A 24,772-nucleotide genomic window follows, 5' to 3' on the forward strand; every position below is an offset into this window, starting at 1 on the left:
TGTTTACAAAACACTCTTTCAAAGCGACAAAATTTGACATTCTTATTTAAAAGGATTAATATATCCTATAACAACGTTGTAGCGAATATTCAGAGTGTGGAATAGCGAGGGAAAGGACACACCTTTAAATCCTATTCTAATAGCCTAAGACGGAAGGGAAATACCCTCGACTCTTAGGCTATTTCTCGTTTAATGCATCATTGTATAGTTTGGGGGTGCGAATATGGAATGGCTTGCTTTGTGTATGGGGAGTTTATCTTTTTTACTTGTTTATCAAGAGATGGAAAAAAACAAAAAGTTAGAAAAGAGAATCCAAGAATTGGAGAACAAGATTCAATCGTAAGATAATCTTAGTTATTTAAGAAAAGTTTGACAATTAATAAAGTTGTTTAAATATAGCCAGTCATAATTTTCAGCATATCACCGCCAGTGGAATTGAAAGGTTTATAGTTTTATTTTACAATATTTATAATGAGTTTATTAAGTGGGGGATAAATTATGCCGGTAAGTGATTATTTTTCTACATTTTGTTCTAATCTAAGAATGAGCAGTGTTACCGTTAGTAATATACAGTATCGCTACAAGCAAATAACCAAACGAATTAATATAAATTACTGGGATAGTACATCTGAGACAGCTCATAGTTTATATGTAGGGTCTTATGGTCGAGGTACTGAAATATGGACTAGCGATATTGATATGATTGTTCAATTGCCTTATCATATATATACAAAATATGATAATTATAGTAGCAATGGTCAGTCTGCTTTATTGCAAGATGTAAAAGCTACGTTACAAAAAACATACAGCACTTCGCATTTAAAAGGTGATGGGCAAGTCATAGGAATTAATTTTACGGATGGAATCAATTTTGAAATAGTACCCTCCTTTATTAATAAAAATGACAGTTATACATATCCAGATACTAACAATGGCGGGACATGGAAAATCACTGATCCAAGGAACGAAATTAGTGCTATGGATATTCGAAATAGCGATGCAAACAAAAATTTAAAAAGACTATGCAGAATGGCACGAGCATGGAAAGCCAAATGTAATGTTCCAATGAGTGGGGTTTTAATAGATACCCTAGCCTATAGATTCATTAATGAATGGGCGTATAAAGATAAATCATATCTTTATTATGACTATATGAGTAGAGACTTTTTTAAGTTTCTTAAGGATATAGATAAAACTAAAACGTACTGGTTAGCGCCAGGTAGTAATCGTTACGTTTGGAAGGATGGTAATTTTCAAACTAAAGCATCTACAGCGTATAATCTTTCTCTAGAAGCCATTGAGCATGAAACAAAAAATCGTCCTTACTCAGCTAAACAAAAATGGAGGGAAATTTATGGAACGAAATTCCCCAATTAGTCACGGTTATAAGTTGGAATCACAGATTAGGGAAGCCTATGGGCGTGTAGTTTATACATTTACTTGCCATAATAAAATGATTCAACGACTTTTATCAAAAAATAATAATATCAAATTTTGGCAGATTGCATTATCAGCTTTAACCACAGGAAGTTTCTTAATAACTATTTTATTTAGTGAGGCACTTGCAGGTTTTGTAGGGGCTGTTATTTCTGTGACGCTGTTGATACTAAATGCCTATACCAAAGATTTCGAATTGGTCGAAACAGCTCAAGCGCATCAGAAGGCTGCTGATGCATTATGGAGAATAAGAGAAGAATATGTTTCGTTACTCACAGATTTTGATTTACTTGAAGCGTCAGAAATAATAAAACGAAGAGATGATTTACAAAATAGGACAGCGGAAATCTATGATCAATCACCAAGAACAGATGCTAAAAGCTATAAGGAAGCACAAAAGGTATTAAAAACTGAAGAAGAACAGACTTTTTCGGAGAAGGAAATTGATGTGATGCTTCCAAACTCTATTAGAAGAGAAAATAGAAAATAAAAAAGTTCCCTCATCATTGTCCCGTTTGAAATATTGTTGTTTTTTAGTTCGGTAAAGTGTTTTTCATTAAAGATTAAACAACTTTATTTTAAGCCCTGTCCTAAAATTAGGACAGGGTTATGCGTGTTTGAGGATTTAAAATCAAATAACTTTATTGTTGTTATCTATCTTTAAAATTCAGTTGTTTTATCAGCACTTAAATATAATACGGCTTATTCTTAAGTGACATCTTTTTCTAGTAATGTTTTAGGTAATTCCTTTTCACCAGATACATCAAACTTTACTTCTCCACCCACTTTATAAATTCGTTCAACGATAGGTATCTTTGTCGTGATTTGTAGTACGTTCGTTTTTCTTATTCTTGCTTGTTCAAAATGAATAACATTCATACTGTATTCTCCTTTTTGATATTAATTATGTAATTTACAATCAACAATGTCATCCAGGTCAAAGTTATTTCGAAAACGGAATGCATCGGTAGTGATTATTGTTTTTTTATGCAGGTCAATCTTTTGGATATCCATTATTTCATGATATATACAGCCATCTTTGTAGTACCATAGATTTACTTCTTGCTTTGTATGTATCGCTTCATTTAATGTTCTACCTATTTCTTCTATTTGTTGCTCGTCTAACACTGGCTTTTCTACCTTTAATTGTTCTTTAATAATCTGTTTAATCCCCTCAAATTGTTCAGGCATTGCAGAAAATGGACTGAACTTTACCATGCCTCGTCCTCTTGGTATATTTGTATGATTCATGCTCGATGTCCTCCCAATAAACTATTTCGGAATTTTGAAGTCCCTTCTGGCGTATAAGATACCGCTCTTAAAATGCTGTTTTTCCCAAAACGAGTACGTATTTCATCTAAGGCTTTTGTTAATTTCACTTGTTGTTCTCGTTTATTTACATCATCAAAGAGGGACAGTTGATCTTCCCCTTCTTCTACTAAATTAGTCAAAGTAACGCTTATGCTCCGTATTGGTTCTCCTGTATGCATTTGTACTAAATACTTCAAGCAAATAATATATATTTCCATCGTTAAACCAGTTGGTCTTTGCAAACTAATTGATTTCCGAATACCGCCTGAATAGTCTTTGCTATATCCTACTGACAATTGGACAGTCCTTGCTAGTTTATTTTGTGTCCTCATTCGATAGCAAACTTCTTCAATCTGTTCCAAAAGAATAATTGGAACCTCCTGGATATGATAATCACGCATTAACACCTGGCTTTTCGCTATTGAAGTTGATTTAGGAATATGTCTCTCAGAAATGCGGCTATAATCTATACCCCAGCTGTGTAAATGGAGTTCCGTTCCTATGACAGATCCGAAGGTTTGCTTGAGATATTTAAGTGGATAATGAGCTAAATCTTCAATTGTATGTATACCTTTTCGTTGTAATTTTTCTTCTGTTTTAGACGAGATTCCATAGAATTTACTTAATGGACGAACTGGCCATAATTTTGTTTGTACATCTGTATAAGTCCAACTATCAATTCTGTTTGGATGTTTTTTAGACGATAAGTCAAGACATAACTTACTCATTAAAGGTGATACTCCAATTCCTACTGCACATGTAATGCGAGATTTTTGATAAATTTCTTGCTGGAATTTATATGCGAATTCATAAGGGTCATTTGAAAATAAGTGAAGACTAGCGGTCATATCCATTAGGAATTCGTCGATGCTCATCTGAAAAAAATCAGAAGGTGCTACATATTGCAGGGCTAACTTTGAAATATAATTGGAACATTTTATATACGTTTCCATCATTGGATTAACAATAAGAATATCAGGTCTTTTGGGAATCTCATATAAGCGTTTATATTTCCTTCCCTGTTCTTCGCCTAATTTTTTAAGCGGAGGTGTAGCTGCTAAAACAACTGAACCTGGGCGTTTCACATCTCCTACGACAGCTAATTTTGTTTTTAAAGGGTCATACCCCATTTTGATGCTACTTACTGAAGCGTAGTAGCTGACAAGATCTATACACATAACAATACGATTCGGTAAATGGGAATAGTCATACATCTTGTATTCCTCCTTAATATACAAAGAACTTACGTTCTTATTATATACGAACTTATGTTCTTTATGAAGAGGTTTATAAATATTATTTATGAAGTAAAGTTATGCCGGAGAAAAACATGGTGAAATCATATTGATGGTATTTGAACGACAAAAATCAGCAAAGACAGTACGAGCTTCGTCGATTGATTATTAAAGGTATTAGTCCTCATTTATGGAATTTTTCTTATAGGAGGTGGCGTAGCGCTATGGCAGAAATGGAGATAGTATACACCGCTAATGAGGTTTATAATCGTTTAGGAGTGAGCGGCAGCACGCTTAGAAAGTATTCAGATATTCTTGAGCGTGAAGGATATGATGCAAAAAAGAATAGTCGAGGAAGAAGAGAATATACAGAGTTTGATGTGTTACTTATTGAAAAGTTAGTAGAGTTGAGTAAGCAGGATGGTATGACCTTAGAAAAAGCAGCAAAAATGATTGTAAAGCAATTTGGAATCGATAATAAGAAGGAAGAAAGCCAGGGGACAGATGCAATACCTTATCAAATGCAGTATCAATTTCAACAACAATATAGCGCTATGATAGAAGAAATTAATAAGGTGCAGCAAGCGAACTTGTTAGAAATGGAGAAGAGACTAGGCGATCGTATAGATCAAAGGAATAAGCTAATTGAAGATGATATGAAAGATAGGAAGGAAGGTGAAGAAAGGATAGAAAAAAGGTTAGAGCAAAGAGATGAAAACCTTATGAGAGTGATTAGAGAAATTCAAGATGCGAAACGTACTATTGTATCAGCACAGGAAGAAGTAGCGGCAGCGAGGTTAAAAAAGAAGTTTTCGTGGAGGTTTTGGAAATGAGTACATTCAATCATGAATGTACTCTAAATTGCTTTATAATAGGGATTCAGATAGAAGGGGGAGAAGATTACCATTTTTATATTTTTATAAACTTATAAGATTATAAAAATATAAAAGTATAAATTTATAATCTTATAAGTTTATATCCCTATTCTAATATTAGAACTATGTTTGGTGTTGCTGGCTATAGAATGGTGCCAGTTGTCTACAAATAATAAAGATGATTAAAAAATAATATAGTTGTTTAAAAATGATAATAAAATCGTTTAATAATCGTACTGTGACATTTACTCATAAAAATATTTTCATTGTCTCTTCCGAAAAAGTGTTTACAAAGTTATCACTTTTAAAGGAGATGTTATAAATGGAAAAATTCATCGTAAACTATCATACTGGTGTCACAGAAGAAATTGAAGTTAATGATTTAAACGAAGCAAAGGAAGTTGCCAAAGAAGGTATTGCCTACACTCAAGAAAAAATCACAATCGAAACTTTAGATGGCGAAGTTATCACAACGGCATATTGGTACGGAGTACCCCCTCAAGAGGATGACGATGTACTTGAAAATGTTGGTGGTGGATTTTACCAAAAATGGAGTGATGGATTGGGGGAGTAATTCCCCCTCTCGTTGGTTTAAAAGAATTTGCTGAGATACTTGGCTGGGATAAAGCTCGTTTAAGCACAAAGTATTCTCGACAACGAGGTGGGAAAAAAGTAAGACCATTACTACCTGAACCAATTCAAACCCTCGCTTCGACGCCTATTTGGACACTAAAACAAGCTAAAAAATACAAAGCTATAATTGATGGAAAGTCTGCTGAATAAATTGTAGTGATAAAGAAATATTACAGGAAGAGATTGTAGCATTTATTTGCTACAATCATTTTTGTTTTCGTTTAATTGTTATATAATTTTATATAGCGTTATCAATAATTTCACATACCGTAGTTTGAATAGATTTTAGTGATTGACACAATAATCTTTAGAGTGCTACGTTTTAATGGCAAAATCAATAAGAGGTTTATAGTTTATATATAATGAGATAAGGTGTCTGAATACATTTAGAGAAAGGAAAGCTCTCTTCTTACATACTTTAAAATTCAATATTTAGATAAACTAATGATATGAACCACACATTTAGAAGGGAAGAAAGCAAGATGTTTAAAAAAATTATACCGGTTGGGGCTTCGGTTTTAGGGGCTGGCCTTCTACTAACAGCTTGTAGTAGTGGGGAAAAAGAGAAAACAAATACAGCAAAGGCAAATGACAAGAATGAAATAAAACAATCCATTCATTTACCGTATATAGCAGAGATTCCAACAATGGATGTAACAAGGGCGACTGATGGAGAATCAATGAATGTTATGCGTAACGTGTTTGAGGGATTATATACGCTTGGAGAGGGTAATAAACCGATTCCTGGTGTGGCAAAAATATATGATGTGAGCGAAGATAAAAAAACATACACATTCCATCTCAGAGAGGATGCGAAATGGTCAAATGGAACGCCAGTGACCGCAGAGGATTTTGTGTTTTCTTGGAAACGTGCTGTGAACCCTGATACAGCGGCAGAATATGCATTCCTGTTCTTTGATATAAAAAATGCAAAAAAAATTAATAGCAAAGAATTATCTGTAGATGAATTAGGGGTAAAAGCGATTGATAAAAAAACGTTAGAAGTCCATTTGGAGCAGCCAGTCCCTTATTTTGTGAGTTTAACAGCATTTCCAACGTTCTTACCGATTAACGAAAGGTATTTTGAAGAGCAAGGAAAACAATATGGTTTAGAAACAAATTATATGATTTATAATGGTGCGTTTAAGCTAGATAAATGGAAACATGAACAAAGTTTCCAACTAAAAAAGAATCCTACTTATTGGGATGCTAAGACGGTTAAATTAGATGAAATTAATTTTGATATTGTAAAAGATAAGTCTACAGAAGTGAATTTGTATGAATCTGGGCAAATTGATCGTGTAGGATTAACAGGTGAATTTGTTGATAAATATAAAGACAGTAAAGAATTTGATACAAGAGAAGAAATGACGGTGCAATTCTTACGATTCAATCAAAAGAATGAAGTATTGCAAAATAAACATGTACGCTTAGCTATAAGTGAAGCGATGAATAAAAAAGTGTTTGTAGATACGTTATTAAATAATGGATCTAGTCCAGCTTATGGTTTGATTCCTGGAAAATTCGCATTGAGTCCAGACGGCAAGGATTTCCGTGAAGAGAATGGAAGTCTAGTAAAGGATGATGTGAAAACAGCACAAGAGAATTGGGAAAAAGCAAAGCAGGAATTAGGAAAAGACCAAGTAACACTAGAATTGCTTACGAGTGATAATGCAATAGCAAAGAAAAATGCAGAATATCTAAAAGGTGAATTAGAAAAGAACTTAGAAGGATTAACAGTGAATATAAAGGCACAACCACGTCAACAACAAATAAAATTACTGTTAAGTAGTGATTATGACATAGCTGTAGATGCCTGGGGACCCGATATTGCTGATCCAATTACATTTTTAGATTTATTTACGACAGACAGTACATACAATTTTGATAAGTATTCGAATAAGGAATATGACGATCTAATTCATAAAGTGAAAAATGAGCTAGCAGCTGACGAAACAGCACGTTGGGAAGCGATGAAACGAGCAGAGAGAGTCTTGTTAGAAGACGGTGTGGTAGCTCCTTTCTATCAACTGGGTCGTTCATACTTACAACGTTCTTCTATTAAAGGACTTGTAACGAATGATTTTGGCGGAGAATTTAACTTTAAATGGACTGAAGTTAAATACTAAAATGCAGAGTTGCACCGCCAGGCGGGGAATTCTGTTAGTATTCCTGTAATCTATGTGATTGCTAGACGGTTGAAATAGTAGAGGGATGTATTATTTTCTGATATCATATTTATATACTATTTTATGGATAAGAGACATGTGAATAGCCATCTGAATAAATTGAGATTGGGGTTTAAGATTTCAAACAAGCTAGCTCAATTTAGGAGGTGAAAATATGTTATTATCAATTTTTCTAGGAAGCGTTTGCTTACTAGAAGAAAGTAAAATAGTAGAAGTAGCAGGTAAATTTTTGATTTTAATTTCTACTTTTTTCATAATGGTAGGGTTACCATTATGAAAAAAGACACACTCTCTGGAGTGTGTCTTTTTTTAGGACTTGTTTTAAATCTACATTTTTTTGTACAAACAACTCTTTAAATAGTATAATGAAGTTGGTGTTTTGCAAAGGTAAGTAATACTTCCTTTCGTTTAGTTTTTATAGATAGAGTGTAAGGGTAGGATCTTGCACTCTATTTTATTCTGCTCTCCTACAAGTCTTCTTATATAATCAGATGCGATTTGCACTAAACAGATTGTTAAATCCTGATTCAAGTAATTATATAGTTGTAGCTGTCTTCTCGTATAAATTTGCTGTTTTGGTGTGAATGTTTTTATCATATCAATTACAGTATCGTATTCGAAAAAGAAGTATCTATCGTTTGCTTCAATAACAAATACATCATTTTTGACAGGATGATTTTCGAAAAAAATATCAAAGAAAGAAACAGGCTTTTTATTTTCTTTTGCAGCGTTCATATTCCAATTCTCCTTTTATAGTAGGGTTACTTGTCAGTAGATGATAAAATTTCAATGATCTGTGGGACTTTAGGATTGCTTATGTAATAATACACTTCTAAACCTCTTCTATCAGATCCTAAAATTTTCCCTTTCATTTTAGATAGATGCTGTGAAACAGTTGGTTGTGGCATTTGTAGAATATTAACTATCTCAGCAACATTAAGTATTTTATTAGACAATAGGGTTAATACAATTCGGATACGTGATGGATGTGCTAGGATTTTTAACATTTCTATACTTTCATCAGATACTTTAAGTAGATGTTTTTGAGTGTTATTCATTGATATTTCTCCTTTTTATATGTTTATTTTTTTTGATAAAGTTCTATATTGTTATTGAATATTCCCACTTGCTTCCTTTTAGTTGAAAGGTATCTAGCAAGTCATCTATTCGGTAATAACGAGTTTCTTTGTATGGTGAAGTTGTTGCGAAGTACATATACTTATTCCCTTTCTGTATAAATTCAATTTGTTCACCTCCCCCAAATGAAAAAGCCTCAGACATTAGCTTTTTACAGCGTAGGATAATCTCTAATTCATTTTCTATATTCACAGCAATTCCTCCAGGTTTTATATTACAGGAGCTGTGTCGCAGCATAAGTTGCTAAGCTAATAACCATGATAATCCCAATGATAGAAGTGAATAGTGCAAAGAGTCTAAGGGCGATATAATATAAGGAGTAGGAACCAATTACGATTGCTATTATAAAGAAAATTATTAGAGCCAGCGTTCCAATTGTATGTAGAGAAATTACATTTAAAAATACTAAACCTATGACGACTAAACCTATAATACCAAGGGTTCTCATGGTTATCACTCCTTTACATTAATTATAAAGTTATAGATTTATAAAATTATAATTTTATAAAATGGTGTTTTTATAAAGGTATAAAACTTTTGTTTTATACCTTTCCACCCAATTTTTGTATCTCTAATACTTGTTTTATTGAGTTCTTAATTAATTTCTGTTGTGTTGGTGATAAATTAGAAATATATTCTTCAACGATCATAGTAACAGCTTCGTATTTATTTATATCTTGCATTGTTGCAATTGTAGCAATGGCAGTGTGCGTTTCTAACGAGACTCTTAATGATTTTGGATACTCACCAGAATAACCTTTCTTCTTAGGAGATTTAAAAATTTTATCAGGGCGAGAGCGATCTTGTTTTTCTTTATTTTCAGGTTCAATTGTAACTGATCCTTGTGTTGTCTTTTCTCTTTCTAATCTTTCTTGTTCTTTTCTTATTCTATCTTTTTCTTCTTGTTCTTTTCTTAGTCTTTCTTTTTCTTCTCGATCTTTTCTAAAGCCGATTTTGTTATCATCCACGCTCATGTGTTTAGTTCATTCCTTCCAGTATACTAATTCTTTCTTCCACTTCATTTGCTATGTTTTGATATACATTGTGTACATTTTTGTCGTGTATATCTTTCATATTATAAGTGATTCCTGTTCTGTCAAACCGCTTTAAGCGAGCCATTTGTTTAATGATGGTTTTAAATACATTCGCTTTACCGAAAATCTCTTGTGCTTCTTGAAGTATATCTTTATCAATTTCATTGCCGTTTTGCATTAGTACAGGTAAAGCCCCGATTATTTCTAGAGGTAGGTTGTAATCATCAGCTAATGAAAGTACATGTTCGATGTATTTTTGAGCGCCTTTTAATGATCTTTCCTGGGTTTGCAAAATTACAGTTACATAATCACTGGCAACCAGGGCGCTATCTGCGAATTTATTCAATTGTGGTGGAACATCAATGAAAATATAATCATAATTCTCTTTTATTGTACTTAGCTGTTTTGCGAAATAAGTATCTTGTGTTAAGTCATCTTCGAAATTTGTAAAAAGAAACTTTTCGTATGTTTGTAAGTCTTCGTATGAAGGAAGTAAATCTAAGTTAGGTAAAACATTAATTAATGCGCTTTGTAAATTTGCATCTATAAGTGCCATAGCTAATGTTTTTTTGAATTTCGGATCTACAGAGTGTACTTTCTTCATCGTATTAAATAGTAAATCAGTGGCGTTTGCTTGCGGATCTAAATCTACTAGTAGGGTTTTCTTCCCTTGATTTGCAAATGTATAAGCTAGCATTACAGCGTTTGTAGTTTTGCCTACGCCACCTTTAAAATTCCCTGTTGTGATTACTTTGCACATTTTCCGACACCTCGTTTAAAAAAGTTTTTTTATACTTTTATAAGTTTATAATTCCATTTTATACTATAAACAACTACAGGTAAAGTATAATTTTATAAAATTATAATTTTATAAAATGGTATTATTCCTTTTGTTAATATATGAAAGTAGTAAAATTTATTTTAAGAAAAACCTATACTTTCAGCGTTTTTGAGCTATATATATTGAAGAATTATAAATTTATAATTCTATAAAAATATAAAATTATACTGGTTTTCGATTTAAAAACTTATACTTTTATAAATTTATAAATTTATAAAAGTATAAAAAACCATTTTGGTTTTTTCATAGAGCGAAATAATACGATCGAGATAGTTATTTACAAACAAAAAAACTTGTTGTACGTTATATACAACAAGTTTCTCAACACAATTCGATTTAGTTTGATAATATACATAAAAAATTCGTAAGAATTTATAAGATATATAGAACGAATACACATAAAAAAACAAATAAAAAAAGAACGGCTGTCTAATCGAGATTTCTCAGGTCTCAACTTGACAGAAAGAGTAGAGTTACTTTCTCAATAACTTTACTCCGGTTGAATATAAGATGTTGAAGGCACCTTATATTCAATTTACACACTGTCATAACCAGTATGTAAATCCCTTCCGTTCTAATTAGCTATGTTGTTTGGGATATGAAATATCTCTTATTTAGTATAGTTAATTAGAGTTAGTTTGTAAAGATAGAAAGCCCTATTTAAGTACATTTTCTGGTATGTTTAAGTAGGTAATTTTTTTCTGTTTTTGTATACTATTTTAGGGATTTCAAAGGTGAGCAGTGTTAAAACTGCTCACCTTTTTTTGTTGTTAAAAATCTAGTAGAAAGGAGACCCGACATGAATACAGTACAAAAAGCAATTGAACTGATCCTACATAAAGGCTTACGAAAATATAAGCCTAAAAATTCTAACGCTGGTTTACGTGTAATAAGCGCACAAGAACCATTCGAACAAAAAGTGTTGAATGGAAAGAAGAATAAAAAAGGTTCTATTTTTATCACTCGTAAAAAAGAAGATTTAAGCGCACCCTTTGGAACTCGTGGTGTAGTATTAGCATCTGAAGAAGCTGTACTGGATCATGTCGGACAAGCTTCTCACTGGACACCGAATGTATTTAATTATGGTACATATAGCGAGAATGGTCTTCGTACGATTGTTGGCCATACCGAAAAAAACCTTCAGCAGATTAATTGCTTTGTAATTGATATTGATACACAGTCATTTCCTATGACTGCAATTATCGATGTTGCGTTAAATGAAGGATTTGGTGTCCCTACAATGATTCTTAAAACAACAAAAGGGTATCAAGTGTATTATGTGTTAGATAAAGCAACATATGTAACAAATAACAAGAACTATATTTCTATTAAATCAGCAAAACGTATTTCTCAAAATCTAAGAGAAATGTTTGCTGAGAACTTGCCACAAGTGGACTTAACATGCAATCACTTTGGTTTCTTTAGAATGCCTTCAGAAGAAAATCTTCTTATGTTCCATGAAGAAAATGTGTATTCATTCAAAGAGCTACAAGAGTGGAGTAAGAGACAGGACGACAATAAAGGAAAAGAGTTCTTTGCGATTCCAGGAAAGAACAATGTAATTGAGAGTCCTTTTTCTAAAAACGCTCCTGTGGAGCAACCAAAACAAATTGATGAATTATGGTTCAAACAAGTTATCAATTGTACAAATGTAGCACCAAAGCAGACTAAAGCAGGGCGAAACAATGCTATTTTCACCCTTTCTTTAGCGTGTTTCCAAAGTGAAGTAAGTATTAAATCTACGCTAGATATGATGGATCAGTTTAATAGTAACCTGGAACAACCTCTAGAACATAGCGAAGTAAGAGGGATTGTTATGTCTGCTTATTCAGGGAAATACCAGGCGGCCCATAAAGATTATATTGATCGTTTACTTCAAACATATGCAACTCCTGGACAAGCAAGTGCATTTAGATCGCCAGCAGCATTTTGGAAAAAACATAAAAAACAACGTGAAGATCGTGTTCGTTCTCATTGGCATGAGTGGGAAGCTGATATTATCGCCTTTTTATCGATGAATTCAAAGAATAAACCTGTGTTATACTTTACACAGTTAGAACTATGCGAAGCACTTAGCATCCCTAGAAGTACACTAAACACTGTTCTGAAGAAGAGTAATAAAATCCACAAAACGGTTGAAGGAAAAGGGAAAACAGCAAAAACAGGATTATCAACAATTGGCATGTTAATTTCGTTTGCAATGCAGGAAAAAGGCAGAAAGAGAGACAGTTATGTAAGCTATTTAAAAGAGATATTCCCTCAAATGGGTAACATCCTACAGCAAGTAAAAACACATAGCGCTATGACAGAAAAAGAAGTGCAAGACGGCATATTCGAAGGATTGCCAGCTGGTTAGAATCTAATTGTCCACTCTGCCAATACATAATTATATCTTTGATACGTATCCCTGGAACTACATAACGCTATGCTGATACTATTTAGGTTCTAGGGGATTTATATAGTTGTTATATAGACATTAAGGTACGTGAAATTATTGCGTACACTACATATTTGGTGGTGGTTTTATGAGTAAAAATTATTCTATAGATCGTGATAAGAACGGGCGTTACAGACATTCTTTTGTATTTATGAGGGGGTCTGAAGTATCTATTAAGGTTTTTGGAGTAGATTCTTTGATTAAAGGGATTGTTTCTAGTATTGAAAAGTATTATTTGGTTATTGATGTGGCAGAGGGGGAGGAAAAGTACCAGGTAACTGTTAATCTTTCTGAGATAAAATACATAAAGCATGATGAATTACCAACAGTAGAAGAGCGATCTGCTAATGATATTGATAAAAGCACAAGTTTTGTATTTTCAGTAGGGGATAAAGTAGGTTTTATGTTTAAAGATGGAAAAGGGATTGGAATTAAGGTTCCTGTAACTGTATTATCTGAAGGGGCATTTTATTTGTATGTTGAGACAGATAAAGGAACTTATCTTACTGTGATGAAGAGTGCAGTGAGTTATGTTAGACATGAAAAATATGAACCAGGATTATTAGTGAATGATTTCTATACAGCTGAGATGAGAGACCAGGGGTATTCTAAGCCTACAGAATTTACATTTTCAGTAGGGGATTCCATTACTGTAGTATTTGAAAGTGGAAAAGAATTATCAGGTGTTGTACTTGATGAGGAAAAGTATTGGATCTTACTAATGATTAATGAGAAGAAAGGTACTCAGGTTACAGTATTTAAAGAGTCTTACACGTTTATAAAACATGGGGTATTTAATTCAAAAGCGAATTTGTATGTGGAGAATAAGCAATTGAAAAAGAAATTGAGAAAAGAAGATCAATAAGGATTTTTTTGTTATATAAAAATCGACATGAGTATAATATTAAGGATCTAAAAAAGCCCTGGTAATAATTTACTAGGGCTTTTTTATTATGTACTTTCTGGAACAGAAGATTCTTCTAATCAGCATTTTAATTTCTTTATATTTATATGTTAGGACTTGTACATGCATATTTGCATATTGCCTATAAATACAAGACTTGTAAATAATTATTATGGTATGTTGTTTTAGTAGATGGGAAGGATGAAGTGTCTCAATGTTTCAGAGGGGGTATAGCTATAAATCGAAATTCTAATGAAAAACCAGTAGAAGTAGAAAAAGTATTAGCAAGTTTATTAAATAGTCTTGTTGATACAATCGATTTTCAAAAGAGAAAGCAAGAGGAAATAGCTAAAGAAATAGACATTGCTGCAGGAACGTTCTCAAAAAACTTAACGGGCAAATGTCAATTTAGCTTTTGGAATTTAGTCAAATTACTTAACATATTGTATGAGAATGACATTGCAAAGAAGCAAGAGATGTTATATAAATTTTGCTCTGTTACAAAGAGTAAAAAAAACTTAAGAATTGCTATGGAGTATGCAAATGCTAAGGGCGATTTGAAACTATTAAAACTAGTTGTAGATAGAGAAAAAAAGTCATCTCTTGCGATGAATAGAGAATGGGCTTATGTATATGAATTAGTTTGGATGCGAAGTAATGGTGTCATTAAGGGAAAAGAATTACTAGAAAAACTTGAAGATCGTAAAAGAAGTAAAGTAATTAAAACAATAGAAATGAAGGCATTATACGGTATATTAACTTGTTATACTATGTATGATTTAGAGCAGTTCAATTCGCTATTTGAATACGCTGATGTGTTAATGCCTAAAGTTGATGAAATATCAGATGATTTTATTCGAACATCTTATTTCGCTAGAATTAAAGAATGCCTAGCATATGCCTATTTAACGCAGGACAACCTTGAAAAATCCAGGGGGTTATGCCAGGAGATATTGGAATTGAAGGATCAAGATGGATGCTATGCCCTTTTAAGAGCATCAGCGCTCGTATATCTTGCTGAGTCCTATACTTTTGAGTGTTATGTTAGTGCATCTAGGTATATAAAAAAATCTCTGGAACAATTAGAGCCATATTTTTTTGCAAGAGAAAAACTAAGAAAACAAGATGTTCTTAATACTTATGCATATATTAAGCTGGTTAATAAACAAGAGTTGGAGAATATACAAATATATCATCCAGCAGAAGAATCTTTTTTGGAAATTGTTAAAGGGAATGAGAAAAAGGCTATAGCTATTCTTAAGAATTTAGAAAATGAAAATGGATTTCTAACGCCAATGCAATATTGTTACTTGGGAATAGCGACAAAAGATATAGCTTTAATCGAAAAATCAATTGAGCTATTTGAGTGTGCTGGCAATAGATTCTATTGTAAATTCCCTAAAAAATTATTGGAAGATTTTATTAAAAATGGTATAGTGTACGAGGGTGGTGTAAAATGAAAAAGATTTTATTGGCAATCACAAGTATTGCATTTATAGCAGTAGTAGTATTCACTTCTACTGACAATAAAGAACAACCAAACCAGATAGTTAAAGAAGATACACAACATCTACTTGTAAGAATGTCCGATCCCGGTGGTGGAATGGGGTAATACATAAATAATTGGAATGCGATTGTCTCAATAGAGGCAATCGCATTCGCTATTTTATGGGAGATTTCCAAAATATCGAATCCGATATTTGAGAAATGTTTGTGAAATATTCACAAACTATCGTACAGAGATTGGTGGAATTAGGTTTTGAACTTTTGTAGAGATCCGTAGGTGAAATATTATGTGTGGCGAAACAGTATTTTATTATTATTTGGTATTTTCTTAATAATAATATCAGTATCTCAATATATTTCCATTTTCATGTTAACAAATAACAAATTACATGGTAAAATAAGAACAAACGTTTGGTGTTTTAGCAATGTATATTATTTTGATAAGTGGAATGATTTTTAAAACTTCAAAAAAAAATCCCTGTCATCTGATGTGCTGATAACTAAGGATTTTTCAAGATGTATAATACTATTTTTGGCTATATGTAGCAATTTCTGAGAAATAATAGATTGACTAGATAGTCAAAAAAGGTGTAATCTTGTTTTGATAGATCGTTTAGCAGGTCTTTTGGGCTAACATCTAACATGTGAACTACAAACAAGTACATAGTAAATGGGCTGAAAATAAAAGGAGTTGGAGCTCCAATTATTCTCAATCTCCAAAAACACACACATTAACACTGTTTTTAGAGCGTGCCCACTTATTGAAGCATAATGAATATGCAACATCAATAATATTATACTTTTTTGTGTATTTATACAAGAGAAGAGTGGTGTAAAATTATACCATTTATTATTGATATTGCTATAATTATCTTTCTTTAAAGTGGTTCTTCGGTTACGAAGAAAAAGACGTAGACTAAAACATTGGTCTACGTCTTTTTTGTTTTTGTAACCGAAAGAGATCCTTCAGTTGAAAATTTTATATATGCTCACCTTAACTTTTGTTTGATTTTATGTGATCTAGGTTGAGTTGAATTGAATGAACTTGTTGAAATTTGGATAGTTGATCTTGAGAAAATCATACTGTCACATTAAGAGGATTGGAGAGAATGTTAATGCGTGCAAAAGAATTTGATAAAAAGAAACATAGTTTAAGGGTATTGAATGAAATGGATGCTAGTACTTTGATTGGGAAAGCTCATTCAGTAAGTACGTTTCAAGGTAAAGATTATATTGTTTTAGATAACGGTAATCTGTACGATCAAGTACAAAAACGTGAAGTACCAGTAACTCATATGTTTAGATACATAAAGTTGGCTAGAAATAGTTATGGTGTTGTAATTGCTAAGAAATCTAATAAGAGTGCTAAGTTGATGGAAGTTAAATTCATCAAGAAAGCAAAGAAGGTTGGCTAATATGAAGATAAAAGAAGCGTATTGGGAAGAAGCTGTAAAGATGTTTTATAAAAAACTAGAATGGCAATGGGAAAGAAAGCAAACTAATAAAGAAAAAGCAAAGAAACAATAGCTTAATAACTATACAATTTGATCATTTTAATTGTGCATGAAATTCAAATGCATAAAGGTGAAAACTAAATCTAATGAATGGATAGGGTAAATAAAGAGTTAGAGCAGTTTAAATACCAACCAAAGCAATTAAAGTTCTAATGATTTATCAATTCATGGATTTAGGTTTCTAGCGTTCTTTGAAAATTAGATATAGTTGCTGGGGGAGTGCCACGTCCACTGTTTGCCACTCCATTTCGTGAAATACCTTTTTATCGTCCACTGAAGATATATAAGGTGTTTATAGAAGGAGAAAGACACGAATAAACCCTGAGGGTCAAATGTACCGCTTGAAAGATAGCAGCTTGAAATAAAGCACTAGGTGGTGGTCTATTTGTATGTCATACAGTTTGCAGTTCTTTGTAGGGGATCTGAATACCAGTAATTACCCAAAAGATTCTTTGAACCAAGAAGGATTGTGAATTTAAGGGCTACAGACTATTTAAAGGGCTATACATTGGGATATAGCGCCATGACAGATATGGAAAGATGTATCTTGAGCGCATAACGGTATACGCATTCCTTTAACGCGAGGGCGAAGCGAAGCAAAACGCCACTTTTATGAATGGAGAATCTTCTTCTCGCATTGATAATTGTAGAAATAATAGACCGTTTATTTTATAGATTTAAAGCATTAGAAAAATTTTATGCAGAATTAAACAGATCAAATAGTAGTTATTATATAGATAGGCTGGAACAGCTATATGAAGCTGAACCAAAAGGAGTAATAAATATGGAAAATGAATATCGTGCAAGATATATTAAGAAGATTGCACATATCCTGAAAAGTAAACCCAAGTATCCGACAGGTTGCCTTGTTGTAGGGGATAAGATTGAAAGTATAGTGTTTCAAAAAGAGCTAATGGATATGTTGCAAGATGATAATACATTAGTAGCTCATGTTGATTTTAATGAGTACACGAATGCTACTGAATGTATTGCAGCTTTAAAAAAGACGAGGAAACATCTAATTTCAAATAAGCAAGAGGGAAGAAAACTATTTCTTGTAATTTCCTCCTTTGAGTGTGTTGAGAAAAAAATGATGGATGCCGCTAAAGTATTGATAGCAAGTTGGTCAGCGAGTATTAATATACTAGTAAGTGCGAATAAACGATTTGCCTATTTAGTAGGAGTAACAGAGTATATGGTTACGATAGAACCATCAGAAAGAGTCTATTCAGAGTTGTATCGATATAAAACACAGCAAGTTATTGCTTCAATGTATAATGAAAATTTGACGAAAAAACCAAAATAATATGGGAAGGGTGAACAATGTTGAGTAGCAAAGTGAAAAAAATACTAAATACAAAATGTATTAATGTGAATTTATTAGAATTAGATGATAGATATAATCTAGGAAAAACAATCGATGTCTTTTGTAATAAGATGAATACTATTTACTCTTTTACTGTAACTAACATTACTTTGAAAAGAGGGAAGCATTGGACTGTTGATTTAGAGTGAAGGTTTGGGTTATGACTTTAATGATGTTATTAATATTTTTATTTTAAAAAACGAAAGAAGATGCTTAACTAGAAAAAATTAATATAGGAATTTCAAAGAAAAGAGCAGATCCTTAGTAAATCTGCTCTTTTTGTGTAATTACTTCTACTACTGAAGTAACTGAAGATAAGAAATAAATACTATATTTCAGGTTATGAAGTAGTCTCGTATTACCATATGTTATGATATACAAAGGTAATTGGTAATAGAATGGGAGTTGAGACGATGGTGAAAAAAATAAAATGGTTACCGCTATTATTTGTATTATTAAGTGCTTTTCTTGTAGGATGTGGGGGGCCAACATTACCGTATGCAAAAGGAGATATGTATAAAGACGGTTCTTTTATTGAAGTATTAAATGAGAATGAATGGAAAGTTCATGGATATCGAGATAATGATAATCAATATGCGATATACAAAGTAGAGCCTACTGAATACTATAGTGGGAAATATACTGTGGTTAAAATGTCTAAAAAAACAAGTTATGGTGGAGCTGATCCTTTTATTCTTCAGAAACCAAATTTTTATTTATTGGCACCAACAAAAAATGGGTTTTCTATGAGGAATGTAGGGGCCGAAACAAATGGTGTAGTAAATTGGAATAATGATTTCGAGAAAAAATTTAATGATGCAAAGGATAAAGAAGCCTTTTTGAAAGAAACAGCAGAAAAAGCAACACGTAAGTTTGAAAAAACAAACTAAAAAACGACTAGAATTAGCTAAATATCATACGAAGAACCGAGTCATTTATATGATTCTGTTCTTTTTTTATTGCCAAAAAGGGGAATTGATCATGAAATTCTGTGTGAAAAACGTATTTCTATGGGTTTTAGTTCTATCATTAGGGATTTTCGGATGTCTTTTAGTCCATTATGTTTTAGAAAATTTATTTTTTTAAGTGGAAATATTGTTAGGCACATAAGATTCATTAGCAAGATAATGTGATGGTAAATGGGGGATGGGAAGAGTGGCTAAAGAGATAATTATTAAACAGCAACCGAATTTCATTGAAATAGAAGAAGAAGGAGATCCACTAGCCTTTTTTGTAGGTTGCCGAAACGCACTTTTGTTAACTGTTCCTACATGGATAGCTATAATTCTTATATGGTCTTGGTGAATAATTTGATGGATTGCAATAGAATTTGAATTTTGTATAAAAGGAGGGGTTTGAATGCTTAAAAAGGGTGATAAGACAAAAGAGGAACGAATGATTGAACTTGCATCAAATGCACATAGTGCCAGAAATAAAAACGATTTAGATAAGTATATACTTAGTATGTTATGGGTAATGGTTAAAGGAACACGTTATCAAACTGATGTAGAAATAATTTTTGATATGCGTGAAAAATATCATGAGTTAGAACGTAAAGGTAGATCAGAACTGATTATGAACTTCTTTGAAGTAGGTAAGAAATACGAAATAACAACATTCATCGAACGGGATAATGAGTACTTTAAATGCAAGTGTTATGTAGATGATAAAACGATGGAAGATTTATTTATTACTGTTCTTGAACCATCTAATATAGGAAAGTTATGTATTGAATGGACAGATGTAGCTACTGTCAAAGAAATAGAATAAGTCGTCAAGCGGAGTAATTTCTGGAGAGGAATTGATTGTCTGTCCATTAATAAGGGTTAATTTAATCAAATTTGAATTTTATTAAGAAATGAGGATGATTAAGAAATGTTATACAGACATTATAAAGGTGGATTATATCGTACATTGTCAGAGGTTGCTTACCATAGTGAAACTGAAGAGGAAATGGTGGTCTATATTTCTGTAGAGACAGGAAAAGTTTGGGTAAGACCATCAAAAATGTTTCACGAATTAGTGACAGCAGAAGATGGATCAGTAGTTCCTAGATTCATAGAGCTTTCTGAATAAAAGCGTTAATTTGGAGAATAAAGGACTACAGAGATTTGTGTAGTCCTTGCTATATGAAGACAGATGAACATAAAAAGGAAATCGAGAGCTGAATTTTAAAACCAATTAAATAAAACAAAAAAGTCTATCAGTGAATGATAGGCTTTTTTGTTTTATTTAAAAAATGAGAAGGAGAGGTTGAAATGACTATAAGAATAAGAAATCCAACATGTATTCTACAAAATGCAGCAGGCCTGTTATCACTGTTTTAAGAATTAGAAATTGAATAAAAGGAGGGAGAAGATGTCGAATAGACAATCCTCTCGTTTTAAAAAAATAGTTGCAACAGCAATGACAGCAACTATGTTGGTGAATCCCTTGGGAGCATTGGCTGAGGTTGATCGTGATGTAACTCAAACAGGTCGTCCTTGTGCAAATGAATATCAAGTGACTTTAAAAGGGAATAAGACTTTGGGAAAAGATAAATTAGATTTGGTTCTAGTGCAAGATCAATCCGGTTCATTTAAAGGGATTTGGAATGATGTGAAATCGTTTGTCGCAAGTTCAGTGACTGAGTTACGACCTGACATGGATCGCATTCAGGTATCAGGGTTCCGCGGAGACCGTGGGATAGTAAATCCGGATGGGTCTGAAGCAGCAACCGCTGGTGTGGATTTAGAAACACCATTACACCAACCATTAACAGGCAATGTTGATTCAGCGATTCAAGCAATTAATAATATGCCAGTTGGTGGAACGACTCCAACTGGACATGGGCTTACAGAAGCTTTGAATCAATATGAACAAGCAAAAGGAGATACAAACGATCGTAAAACTGTATTTATGCTTGTGACTGATGGGGCACAGAACGTTCGTGAAGATGGAATCATGCATCTGAAAGAGAAAATGCAAGGAAAACATCAAGCGGATTATTTCAACGATTGGGAAAGCTCAACAGCTGACATGGTTGCAAAAGCCCAGCAGGTCAAAGATAAAGGATATGAATTTGCTACAGTTTATTGGGAAGACGATAGTTATTTTACTAGAGTGTTAGATGATAGAAAAGATGCTCTTGTTCCGTTGTTTAATGAACGTATTAAACAAACAACTACTAACAATTTGTTTTTTGATGTGAATACAGGTAATGTTGCGGATTTAGGAGAAGCGATTCGAAATGTTATTCGTTCTGTACGTAAAGGAATGGGTGACTTTATGGAAGATCGAGTAAATGAAAATTTCGAAATTGTTCCAGGTAGTTTTGGTGGAACAATACAGCCTGACAAAGTTAGCCAGGAAGAAAATAAAATACACTGGGATTTATCAAAAGTTCAAGGTGATTTTGAAGTTTCATATAAGGTTAAAGCGAAAGATTCAGTTAAAGCCAAAGAACTTATTGCGGAAGGCTCAGCAAGAATCATGGATGAAGATACAGCGGTTAAAAATGTAGAGGTAGAAGTGACCCCTGTAGAAATGTGTAAACCAGCTATTAATAAGACTGTATCTGATAGTGATGAAAAAGATAAAATGGATCTTGCGAATCTAAAAGAACGAAAAGAGCCATTTCAATATAAAGTGAATGTAAGTTTTAAAGAAATGCAAAATTCAAAACAAGCAAGTATTCATGACACGCTAGAAAACGTATTAGAGCCAACTGCTGTGAAGTTAGTGGATGAAAACGGGCAAGATGTTTCTTCGATAGGTACAGCGAAAATTGATGGCCAAACGGTAACTTTTGAATATGCACAAGAAAATGGATCAGTTGCTCATTTAACGGATAAATCTTATACATTAGTGATTGATGCGAAAATTGCAGAAAAAGCTAATGAAGTTGAATTAGCAAAATTCATTAAAGAAGGCGGTGTGCCTAACAAAGCCACTTTAAAAATTGATGATAAACCATATGTATCAAATGTTCCAAAAGTGACACCGCCAACAGAACAGCCAAAAATAAGCAAGAAAGTAACAGACAGCGATGAAAAACTAGTAGAAAAAGCGACTTTAAAAGCTCAAAATGAAGCATTTGTATACGATGTGACATACAAGATGGGTAATGGTACAGGGACGTGGAAAGAAGCACGTCTAACAGACGAGTTAGTAAGTGTCCTGGAAGTAAAAGGAGCGAAGCTAGTAGATTCTGAAGGAAAAGAAATAAAAACAGGTAAGCTAAAAGTCGATGGAAACAAAGTAGAATTTGTTTTCGACAAAAAGGATAACAGTTACTTGTATTTAGCTGGCCAAACATACACGTTAAAGATTGATGCGAAAATCAAAGATGATGTGAAAGCTGAAGATCTAGCGAAATATCTTGTGAAAGATGGTGTGCCAAATACAGGTCAATTACACATCGGTGGAAATAAACCGATGGTTTCCAATGAAGTATATGTAACACCACCAACAGAACAGCCAAAAGTAACGAAAAAAGTAACAGATAGTGATGAAAAACTAGTAGAAAAAGCGACTTTAAAAGCTCAAAATGAAGCATTTGTATACGATGTGACATACAAGATGGGTAATGGTACAGGGACGTGGAAAGAAGCACGTCTAACAGACGAGCTGGTGAATGTTCTAACAGTAAAAGGAGCGAAATTAGTAGATTCGCAAGGGAAAGAAGTAAAAACAGGTAAGCTAAAAGTCGATGGAAACAAAGTAGAATTTGTTTTCGACAAAAAGGATAACAGTTACTTGTATTTAGCTGGCCAAACATACACGTTAAAGATTGATGCGAAAATCAAAGATGATGTGAAAGCTGAAGATTTAGCGGAATATCTTGTGAAAGATGGTGTGCCAAATACAGGTCAATTACACATCGGTGGAAATAAACCGATGGTTTCCAATGAAGTATATGTAACACCACCAACAGAGCAGCCAAAAGTAACGAAAAAAGTAACAGACAGCGATGAAAAACTAGTAGAAAAAGCGACTTTAAAAGCTCAAAATGAAGCATTTGTATACGATGTGACATACAAGATGGGTAATGGTACAGGGACGTGGAAAGAAGCACGTCTAACAGACGAGCTGGTGAATGTTCTAACAGTAAAAGGAGCGAAATTAGTAGATTCGCAAGGGAAAGAAGTAAAAACAGGTAAGCTAAAAGTCGATGGAAACAAAGTAGAATTTGTTTTCGACAAAAAGGATAACAGTTACTTGTATTTAGCTGGCCAAACATACACGTTAAAGATTGATGCGAAAATCAAAGATGATGTGAAAGCTGAAGATCTAGCGAAATATCTTGTGAAAGATGGTGTGCCAAATACAGGTCAATTACACATCGGTGGAAATAAACCGATGGTTTCCAATGAAGTATATGTAACACCACCAACAGAACAGCCAAAAGTAACGAAAAAAGTAACAGATAGTGATGAAAAACTAGTAGAAAAAGCGGCTTTAAAAGCTCAAAATGAAGCATTTGTATACGATGTGACATACAAGATGGGTAATGGTACAGGGACGTGGAAAGAAGCACGTCTAACAGACGAGCTGGTGAATGTTCTAACAGTAAAAGGAGCGAAATTAGTAGATTCGCAAGGGAAAGAAGTAAAAACAGGTAAGCTAAAAGTCGATGGAAACAAAGTAGAATTTGTTTTCGACAAAAAGGATAACAGTTACTTGTATTTAGCTGGCCAAACATACACGCTAAAGATTGATGCGAAAATCAAAGATGATGTGAAAGCTGAAGATTTAGCGGAATATCTTGTGAAAGATGGTGTGCCAAATACAGGTCAATTACACATCGGTGGAAATAAACCGATGGTTTCCAATGAAGTATATGTAACACCACCAACAGAGCAGCCAAAAGTAACGAAAAAAGTAACAGATAGTGATGAAAAACTAGTAGAAAAAGCGACTTTAAAAGCTCAAAATGAAGCATTTGTATACGATGTGACATACAAGATGGGTAATGGTACAGGGACGTGGAAAGAAGCACGTCTAACAGACGAGTTAGTAAGTGTCCTGGAAGTAAAAGGAGCGAAGCTAGTAGATTCTGAAGGAAAAGAAATAAAAACAGGTAAGCTAAAAGTCGATGGAAACAAAGTAGAATTTGTTTTCGACAAAAAGGATAACAGTTACTTGTATTTAGCTGGCCAAACATACACGTTAAAGATTGATGCGAAAATCAAAGATGGTGTGAAAGCTGAAGATTTAGCAAAATATCTTGTGAAAGATGGTGTGCCAAATACAGGTCAATTACACATCGGTGGAAATAAACCGATGGTTTCCAATGAAGTATATGTAACACCACCAACAGAGCAGCCAAAAGTAACGAAAAAAGTAACAGATAGTGATGAAAAACTAGTAGA

27 protein-coding genes are annotated in these 24,772 nt (G+C 33.1%); 18 read left to right on the forward strand and 9 right to left on the reverse strand.

From position 1 onward, the window contains the following. The first annotated feature begins 498 nt into the window (after positions 1–498). Together MKX77_RS30270 and MKX77_RS30275 are read left to right on the forward strand one after the other, a co-directional pair. Positions 499–1,377: an SMODS domain-containing nucleotidyltransferase gene (locus tag MKX77_RS30270; protein ID WP_341308711.1), complete on the forward strand. Its 879-nt coding sequence runs from the start codon at positions 499–501 to the stop codon at positions 1,375–1,377. After that, the gene (locus tag MKX77_RS30275; RefSeq protein WP_341308712.1) at positions 1,355–1,927 is read left to right on the forward strand and encodes an SLATT domain-containing protein; all 573 of its coding nucleotides are present in this window, start codon (positions 1,355–1,357) and stop codon (positions 1,925–1,927) included. The genes MKX77_RS30270 and MKX77_RS30275 overlap by 23 nt, the downstream gene beginning before the upstream one ends. A 218-nt stretch (positions 1,928–2,145) precedes the next feature. On the opposite strand, the gene MKX77_RS30280 is transcribed toward MKX77_RS30275, so the two are convergent. From MKX77_RS30280 to MKX77_RS30290, 3 genes are read right to left on the reverse strand one after another with little or no spacing between them, the layout of a single operon-like run. Next, positions 2,146–2,316, reverse strand: a complete 171-nt coding sequence (locus MKX77_RS30280; protein ID WP_341308713.1) for a hypothetical protein — start codon at positions 2,314–2,316, stop codon at positions 2,146–2,148. A 21-nt stretch (positions 2,317–2,337) separates the two neighbouring features. After that, positions 2,338–2,688, reverse strand: coding sequence for a YolD-like family protein (locus MKX77_RS30285; RefSeq protein WP_341308714.1), 351 nt, complete (start codon positions 2,686–2,688; stop codon positions 2,338–2,340). Next, a complete protein-coding gene (locus MKX77_RS30290; RefSeq protein ID WP_341308715.1) occupies positions 2,685–3,962 on the reverse strand; it encodes a Y-family DNA polymerase in 1,278 nt (425 codons plus the stop codon). Before MKX77_RS30290 ends, MKX77_RS30285 begins: the two co-directional genes overlap by 4 nt. Before the next feature lie 245 nt (positions 3,963–4,207). Between MKX77_RS30290 and MKX77_RS30295 the strand changes: the two genes are divergently transcribed. From MKX77_RS30295 to MKX77_RS30310, 4 genes are all read left to right on the forward strand, one after another. Further along, positions 4,208–4,816, forward strand: a complete 609-nt coding sequence (locus MKX77_RS30295) for a DUF3967 domain-containing protein (protein WP_341308716.1) — start codon at positions 4,208–4,210, stop codon at positions 4,814–4,816. Positions 4,817–5,180: 364 nt separating this feature from the next. Beyond that, positions 5,181–5,432, forward strand: a complete 252-nt coding sequence (locus MKX77_RS30300; RefSeq protein WP_341308717.1) for a hypothetical protein — start codon at positions 5,181–5,183, stop codon at positions 5,430–5,432. A gap of 541 nt (positions 5,433–5,973) precedes the next feature. Then, complete coding sequence (locus MKX77_RS30305; protein WP_341308718.1) at positions 5,974–7,620, forward strand: peptide ABC transporter substrate-binding protein; 1,647 nt, start codon at positions 5,974–5,976, stop codon at positions 7,618–7,620. Between the two features lie 214 nt (positions 7,621–7,834). Beyond that, positions 7,835–7,957: a hypothetical protein gene (locus tag MKX77_RS30310; RefSeq protein WP_341308719.1), complete on the forward strand. Its 123-nt coding sequence runs from the start codon at positions 7,835–7,837 to the stop codon at positions 7,955–7,957. Between the two features lie 131 nt (positions 7,958–8,088). Here the strand turns inward: MKX77_RS30310 and MKX77_RS30315 are convergent, their stop codons facing one another. The 6 genes from MKX77_RS30315 to MKX77_RS30340 form a co-directional block, all read right to left on the reverse strand. Further along, positions 8,089–8,415, reverse strand: coding sequence for a hypothetical protein (locus MKX77_RS30315; RefSeq protein ID WP_341308720.1), 327 nt, complete (start codon positions 8,413–8,415; stop codon positions 8,089–8,091). Between the two features lie 26 nt (positions 8,416–8,441). Further along, complete coding sequence (locus MKX77_RS30320; RefSeq protein ID WP_341308721.1) at positions 8,442–8,738, reverse strand: ArsR/SmtB family transcription factor; 297 nt, start codon at positions 8,736–8,738, stop codon at positions 8,442–8,444. A 43-nt stretch (positions 8,739–8,781) separates the two neighbouring features. Continuing rightward, a complete protein-coding gene (locus MKX77_RS30325; protein WP_341308722.1) occupies positions 8,782–9,009 on the reverse strand; it encodes a hypothetical protein in 228 nt (75 codons plus the stop codon). Positions 9,010–9,031: 22 nt separating this feature from the next. Next, on the reverse strand, positions 9,032–9,265 hold the full coding sequence (locus tag MKX77_RS30330) for a hypothetical protein (protein ID WP_341308723.1): 234 nt from the start codon (positions 9,263–9,265) through the stop codon (positions 9,032–9,034). A 94-nt stretch (positions 9,266–9,359) separates the two neighbouring features. Beyond that, positions 9,360–9,791, reverse strand: a complete 432-nt coding sequence (locus MKX77_RS30335) for a hypothetical protein (protein ID WP_341308724.1) — start codon at positions 9,789–9,791, stop codon at positions 9,360–9,362. A gap of 4 nt (positions 9,792–9,795) precedes the next feature. Further along, complete coding sequence (locus MKX77_RS30340; RefSeq protein ID WP_341308725.1) at positions 9,796–10,611, reverse strand: ParA family protein; 816 nt, start codon at positions 10,609–10,611, stop codon at positions 9,796–9,798. Between the two features lie 880 nt (positions 10,612–11,491). Here MKX77_RS30340 and MKX77_RS30345 point away from each other — a divergent pair. From MKX77_RS30345 to MKX77_RS30400, 12 genes are all read left to right on the forward strand, one after another. Continuing rightward, the gene (locus tag MKX77_RS30345) at positions 11,492–13,048 is read left to right on the forward strand and encodes a primase C-terminal domain-containing protein (protein WP_341308726.1); all 1,557 of its coding nucleotides are present in this window, start codon (positions 11,492–11,494) and stop codon (positions 13,046–13,048) included. Between the two features lie 169 nt (positions 13,049–13,217). Next, complete coding sequence (locus MKX77_RS30350) at positions 13,218–13,994, forward strand: hypothetical protein (protein WP_341308727.1); 777 nt, start codon at positions 13,218–13,220, stop codon at positions 13,992–13,994. Between the two features lie 245 nt (positions 13,995–14,239). Beyond that, positions 14,240–15,493: an AimR family lysis-lysogeny pheromone receptor gene (locus MKX77_RS30355; RefSeq protein WP_445819135.1), complete on the forward strand. Its 1,254-nt coding sequence runs from the start codon at positions 14,240–14,242 to the stop codon at positions 15,491–15,493. Further along, positions 15,490–15,645: a hypothetical protein gene (locus MKX77_RS30360; protein ID WP_341308728.1), complete on the forward strand. Its 156-nt coding sequence runs from the start codon at positions 15,490–15,492 to the stop codon at positions 15,643–15,645. Before MKX77_RS30355 ends, MKX77_RS30360 begins: the two co-directional genes overlap by 4 nt. Before the next feature lie 1,009 nt (positions 15,646–16,654). Then, entirely contained in the window at positions 16,655–16,954 is a 300-nt protein-coding gene (locus tag MKX77_RS30365) for a hypothetical protein (RefSeq protein WP_341308736.1), read from the forward strand. An 883-nt stretch (positions 16,955–17,837) separates the two neighbouring features. Next, positions 17,838–18,359 (forward strand): hypothetical protein, encoded by a 522-nt coding sequence (locus MKX77_RS30370; protein ID WP_341308729.1) that lies wholly within the window; start codon positions 17,838–17,840, stop codon positions 18,357–18,359. 17 nt (positions 18,360–18,376) lie between these two features. After that, a complete protein-coding gene (locus tag MKX77_RS30375; protein WP_098362206.1) occupies positions 18,377–18,568 on the forward strand; it encodes a hypothetical protein in 192 nt (63 codons plus the stop codon). A gap of 264 nt (positions 18,569–18,832) precedes the next feature. Continuing rightward, a complete protein-coding gene (locus MKX77_RS30380; RefSeq protein ID WP_341308730.1) occupies positions 18,833–19,309 on the forward strand; it encodes a DUF5512 family protein in 477 nt (158 codons plus the stop codon). A gap of 265 nt (positions 19,310–19,574) precedes the next feature. Continuing rightward, positions 19,575–19,724: a hypothetical protein gene (locus MKX77_RS30385; RefSeq protein ID WP_341308731.1), complete on the forward strand. Its 150-nt coding sequence runs from the start codon at positions 19,575–19,577 to the stop codon at positions 19,722–19,724. Positions 19,725–19,778: 54 nt separating this feature from the next. Next, a complete protein-coding gene (locus MKX77_RS30390) occupies positions 19,779–20,189 on the forward strand; it encodes a hypothetical protein (protein ID WP_341308732.1) in 411 nt (136 codons plus the stop codon). Between the two features lie 105 nt (positions 20,190–20,294). Beyond that, complete coding sequence (locus tag MKX77_RS30395) at positions 20,295–20,495, forward strand: DUF1653 domain-containing protein (protein ID WP_258131583.1); 201 nt, start codon at positions 20,295–20,297, stop codon at positions 20,493–20,495. A gap of 282 nt (positions 20,496–20,777) precedes the next feature. Then, a partial coding sequence (locus tag MKX77_RS30400; RefSeq protein ID WP_341308733.1) for an isopeptide-forming domain-containing fimbrial protein occupies positions 20,778–24,772 on the forward strand: 3,995 nt, incomplete at its 3' end.

Origin of the sequence: Bacillus sp. FSL R9-9410, from assembly GCF_038050385.1 — a bacterium.
Taxonomy (GTDB): domain Bacteria; phylum Bacillota; class Bacilli; order Bacillales; family Bacillaceae_G; genus Bacillus_A; species Bacillus_A cereus_U.

Excerpts from the sequence above, each read along its gene's own strand:
- MKX77_RS30300 (WP_341308717.1), top strand. The coding sequence starts at position 5,181 with ATGGAAAAATTCATCGTAAACTATCATACTGGTGTCACAGAAGAAATT.
- MKX77_RS30345 (WP_341308726.1), top strand. The coding sequence starts at position 11,492 with ATGAATACAGTACAAAAAGCAATTGAACTGATCCTACATAAAGGCTTA.
- MKX77_RS30375 (WP_098362206.1), top strand. The coding sequence starts at position 18,377 with ATGTTGAGTAGCAAAGTGAAAAAAATACTAAATACAAAATGTATTAAT.
- MKX77_RS30365 (WP_341308736.1), top strand. The coding sequence starts at position 16,655 with ATGCGTGCAAAAGAATTTGATAAAAAGAAACATAGTTTAAGGGTATTG.
- MKX77_RS30315 (WP_341308720.1), bottom strand. The coding sequence starts at position 8,415 with ATGAACGCTGCAAAAGAAAATAAAAAGCCTGTTTCTTTCTTTGATATT.
- MKX77_RS30380 (WP_341308730.1), top strand. The coding sequence starts at position 18,833 with ATGGTGAAAAAAATAAAATGGTTACCGCTATTATTTGTATTATTAAGT.
- MKX77_RS30290 (WP_341308715.1), bottom strand. The coding sequence starts at position 3,962 with ATGTATGACTATTCCCATTTACCGAATCGTATTGTTATGTGTATAGAT.
- MKX77_RS30295 (WP_341308716.1), top strand. The coding sequence starts at position 4,208 with ATGGCAGAAATGGAGATAGTATACACCGCTAATGAGGTTTATAATCGT.
- MKX77_RS30275 (WP_341308712.1), top strand. The coding sequence starts at position 1,355 with ATGGAACGAAATTCCCCAATTAGTCACGGTTATAAGTTGGAATCACAG.
- MKX77_RS30350 (WP_341308727.1), top strand. The coding sequence starts at position 13,218 with ATGAGTAAAAATTATTCTATAGATCGTGATAAGAACGGGCGTTACAGA.
- MKX77_RS30360 (WP_341308728.1), top strand. The coding sequence starts at position 15,490 with ATGAAAAAGATTTTATTGGCAATCACAAGTATTGCATTTATAGCAGTA.
- MKX77_RS30335 (WP_341308724.1), bottom strand. The coding sequence starts at position 9,791 with ATGAGCGTGGATGATAACAAAATCGGCTTTAGAAAAGATCGAGAAGAA.
- MKX77_RS30310 (WP_341308719.1), top strand. The coding sequence starts at position 7,835 with ATGTTATTATCAATTTTTCTAGGAAGCGTTTGCTTACTAGAAGAAAGT.
- MKX77_RS30305 (WP_341308718.1), top strand. The coding sequence starts at position 5,974 with ATGTTTAAAAAAATTATACCGGTTGGGGCTTCGGTTTTAGGGGCTGGC.
- MKX77_RS30370 (WP_341308729.1), top strand. The coding sequence starts at position 17,838 with ATGGAAAATGAATATCGTGCAAGATATATTAAGAAGATTGCACATATC.
- MKX77_RS30390 (WP_341308732.1), top strand. The coding sequence starts at position 19,779 with ATGCTTAAAAAGGGTGATAAGACAAAAGAGGAACGAATGATTGAACTT.
- MKX77_RS30330 (WP_341308723.1), bottom strand. The coding sequence starts at position 9,265 with ATGAGAACCCTTGGTATTATAGGTTTAGTCGTCATAGGTTTAGTATTT.
- MKX77_RS30270 (WP_341308711.1), top strand. The coding sequence starts at position 499 with ATGCCGGTAAGTGATTATTTTTCTACATTTTGTTCTAATCTAAGAATG.
- MKX77_RS30340 (WP_341308725.1), bottom strand. The coding sequence starts at position 10,611 with ATGTGCAAAGTAATCACAACAGGGAATTTTAAAGGTGGCGTAGGCAAA.
- MKX77_RS30285 (WP_341308714.1), bottom strand. The coding sequence starts at position 2,688 with ATGAATCATACAAATATACCAAGAGGACGAGGCATGGTAAAGTTCAGT.
- MKX77_RS30395 (WP_258131583.1), top strand. The coding sequence starts at position 20,295 with ATGTTATACAGACATTATAAAGGTGGATTATATCGTACATTGTCAGAG.
- MKX77_RS30320 (WP_341308721.1), bottom strand. The coding sequence starts at position 8,738 with ATGAATAACACTCAAAAACATCTACTTAAAGTATCTGATGAAAGTATA.
- MKX77_RS30280 (WP_341308713.1), bottom strand. The coding sequence starts at position 2,316 with ATGAATGTTATTCATTTTGAACAAGCAAGAATAAGAAAAACGAACGTA.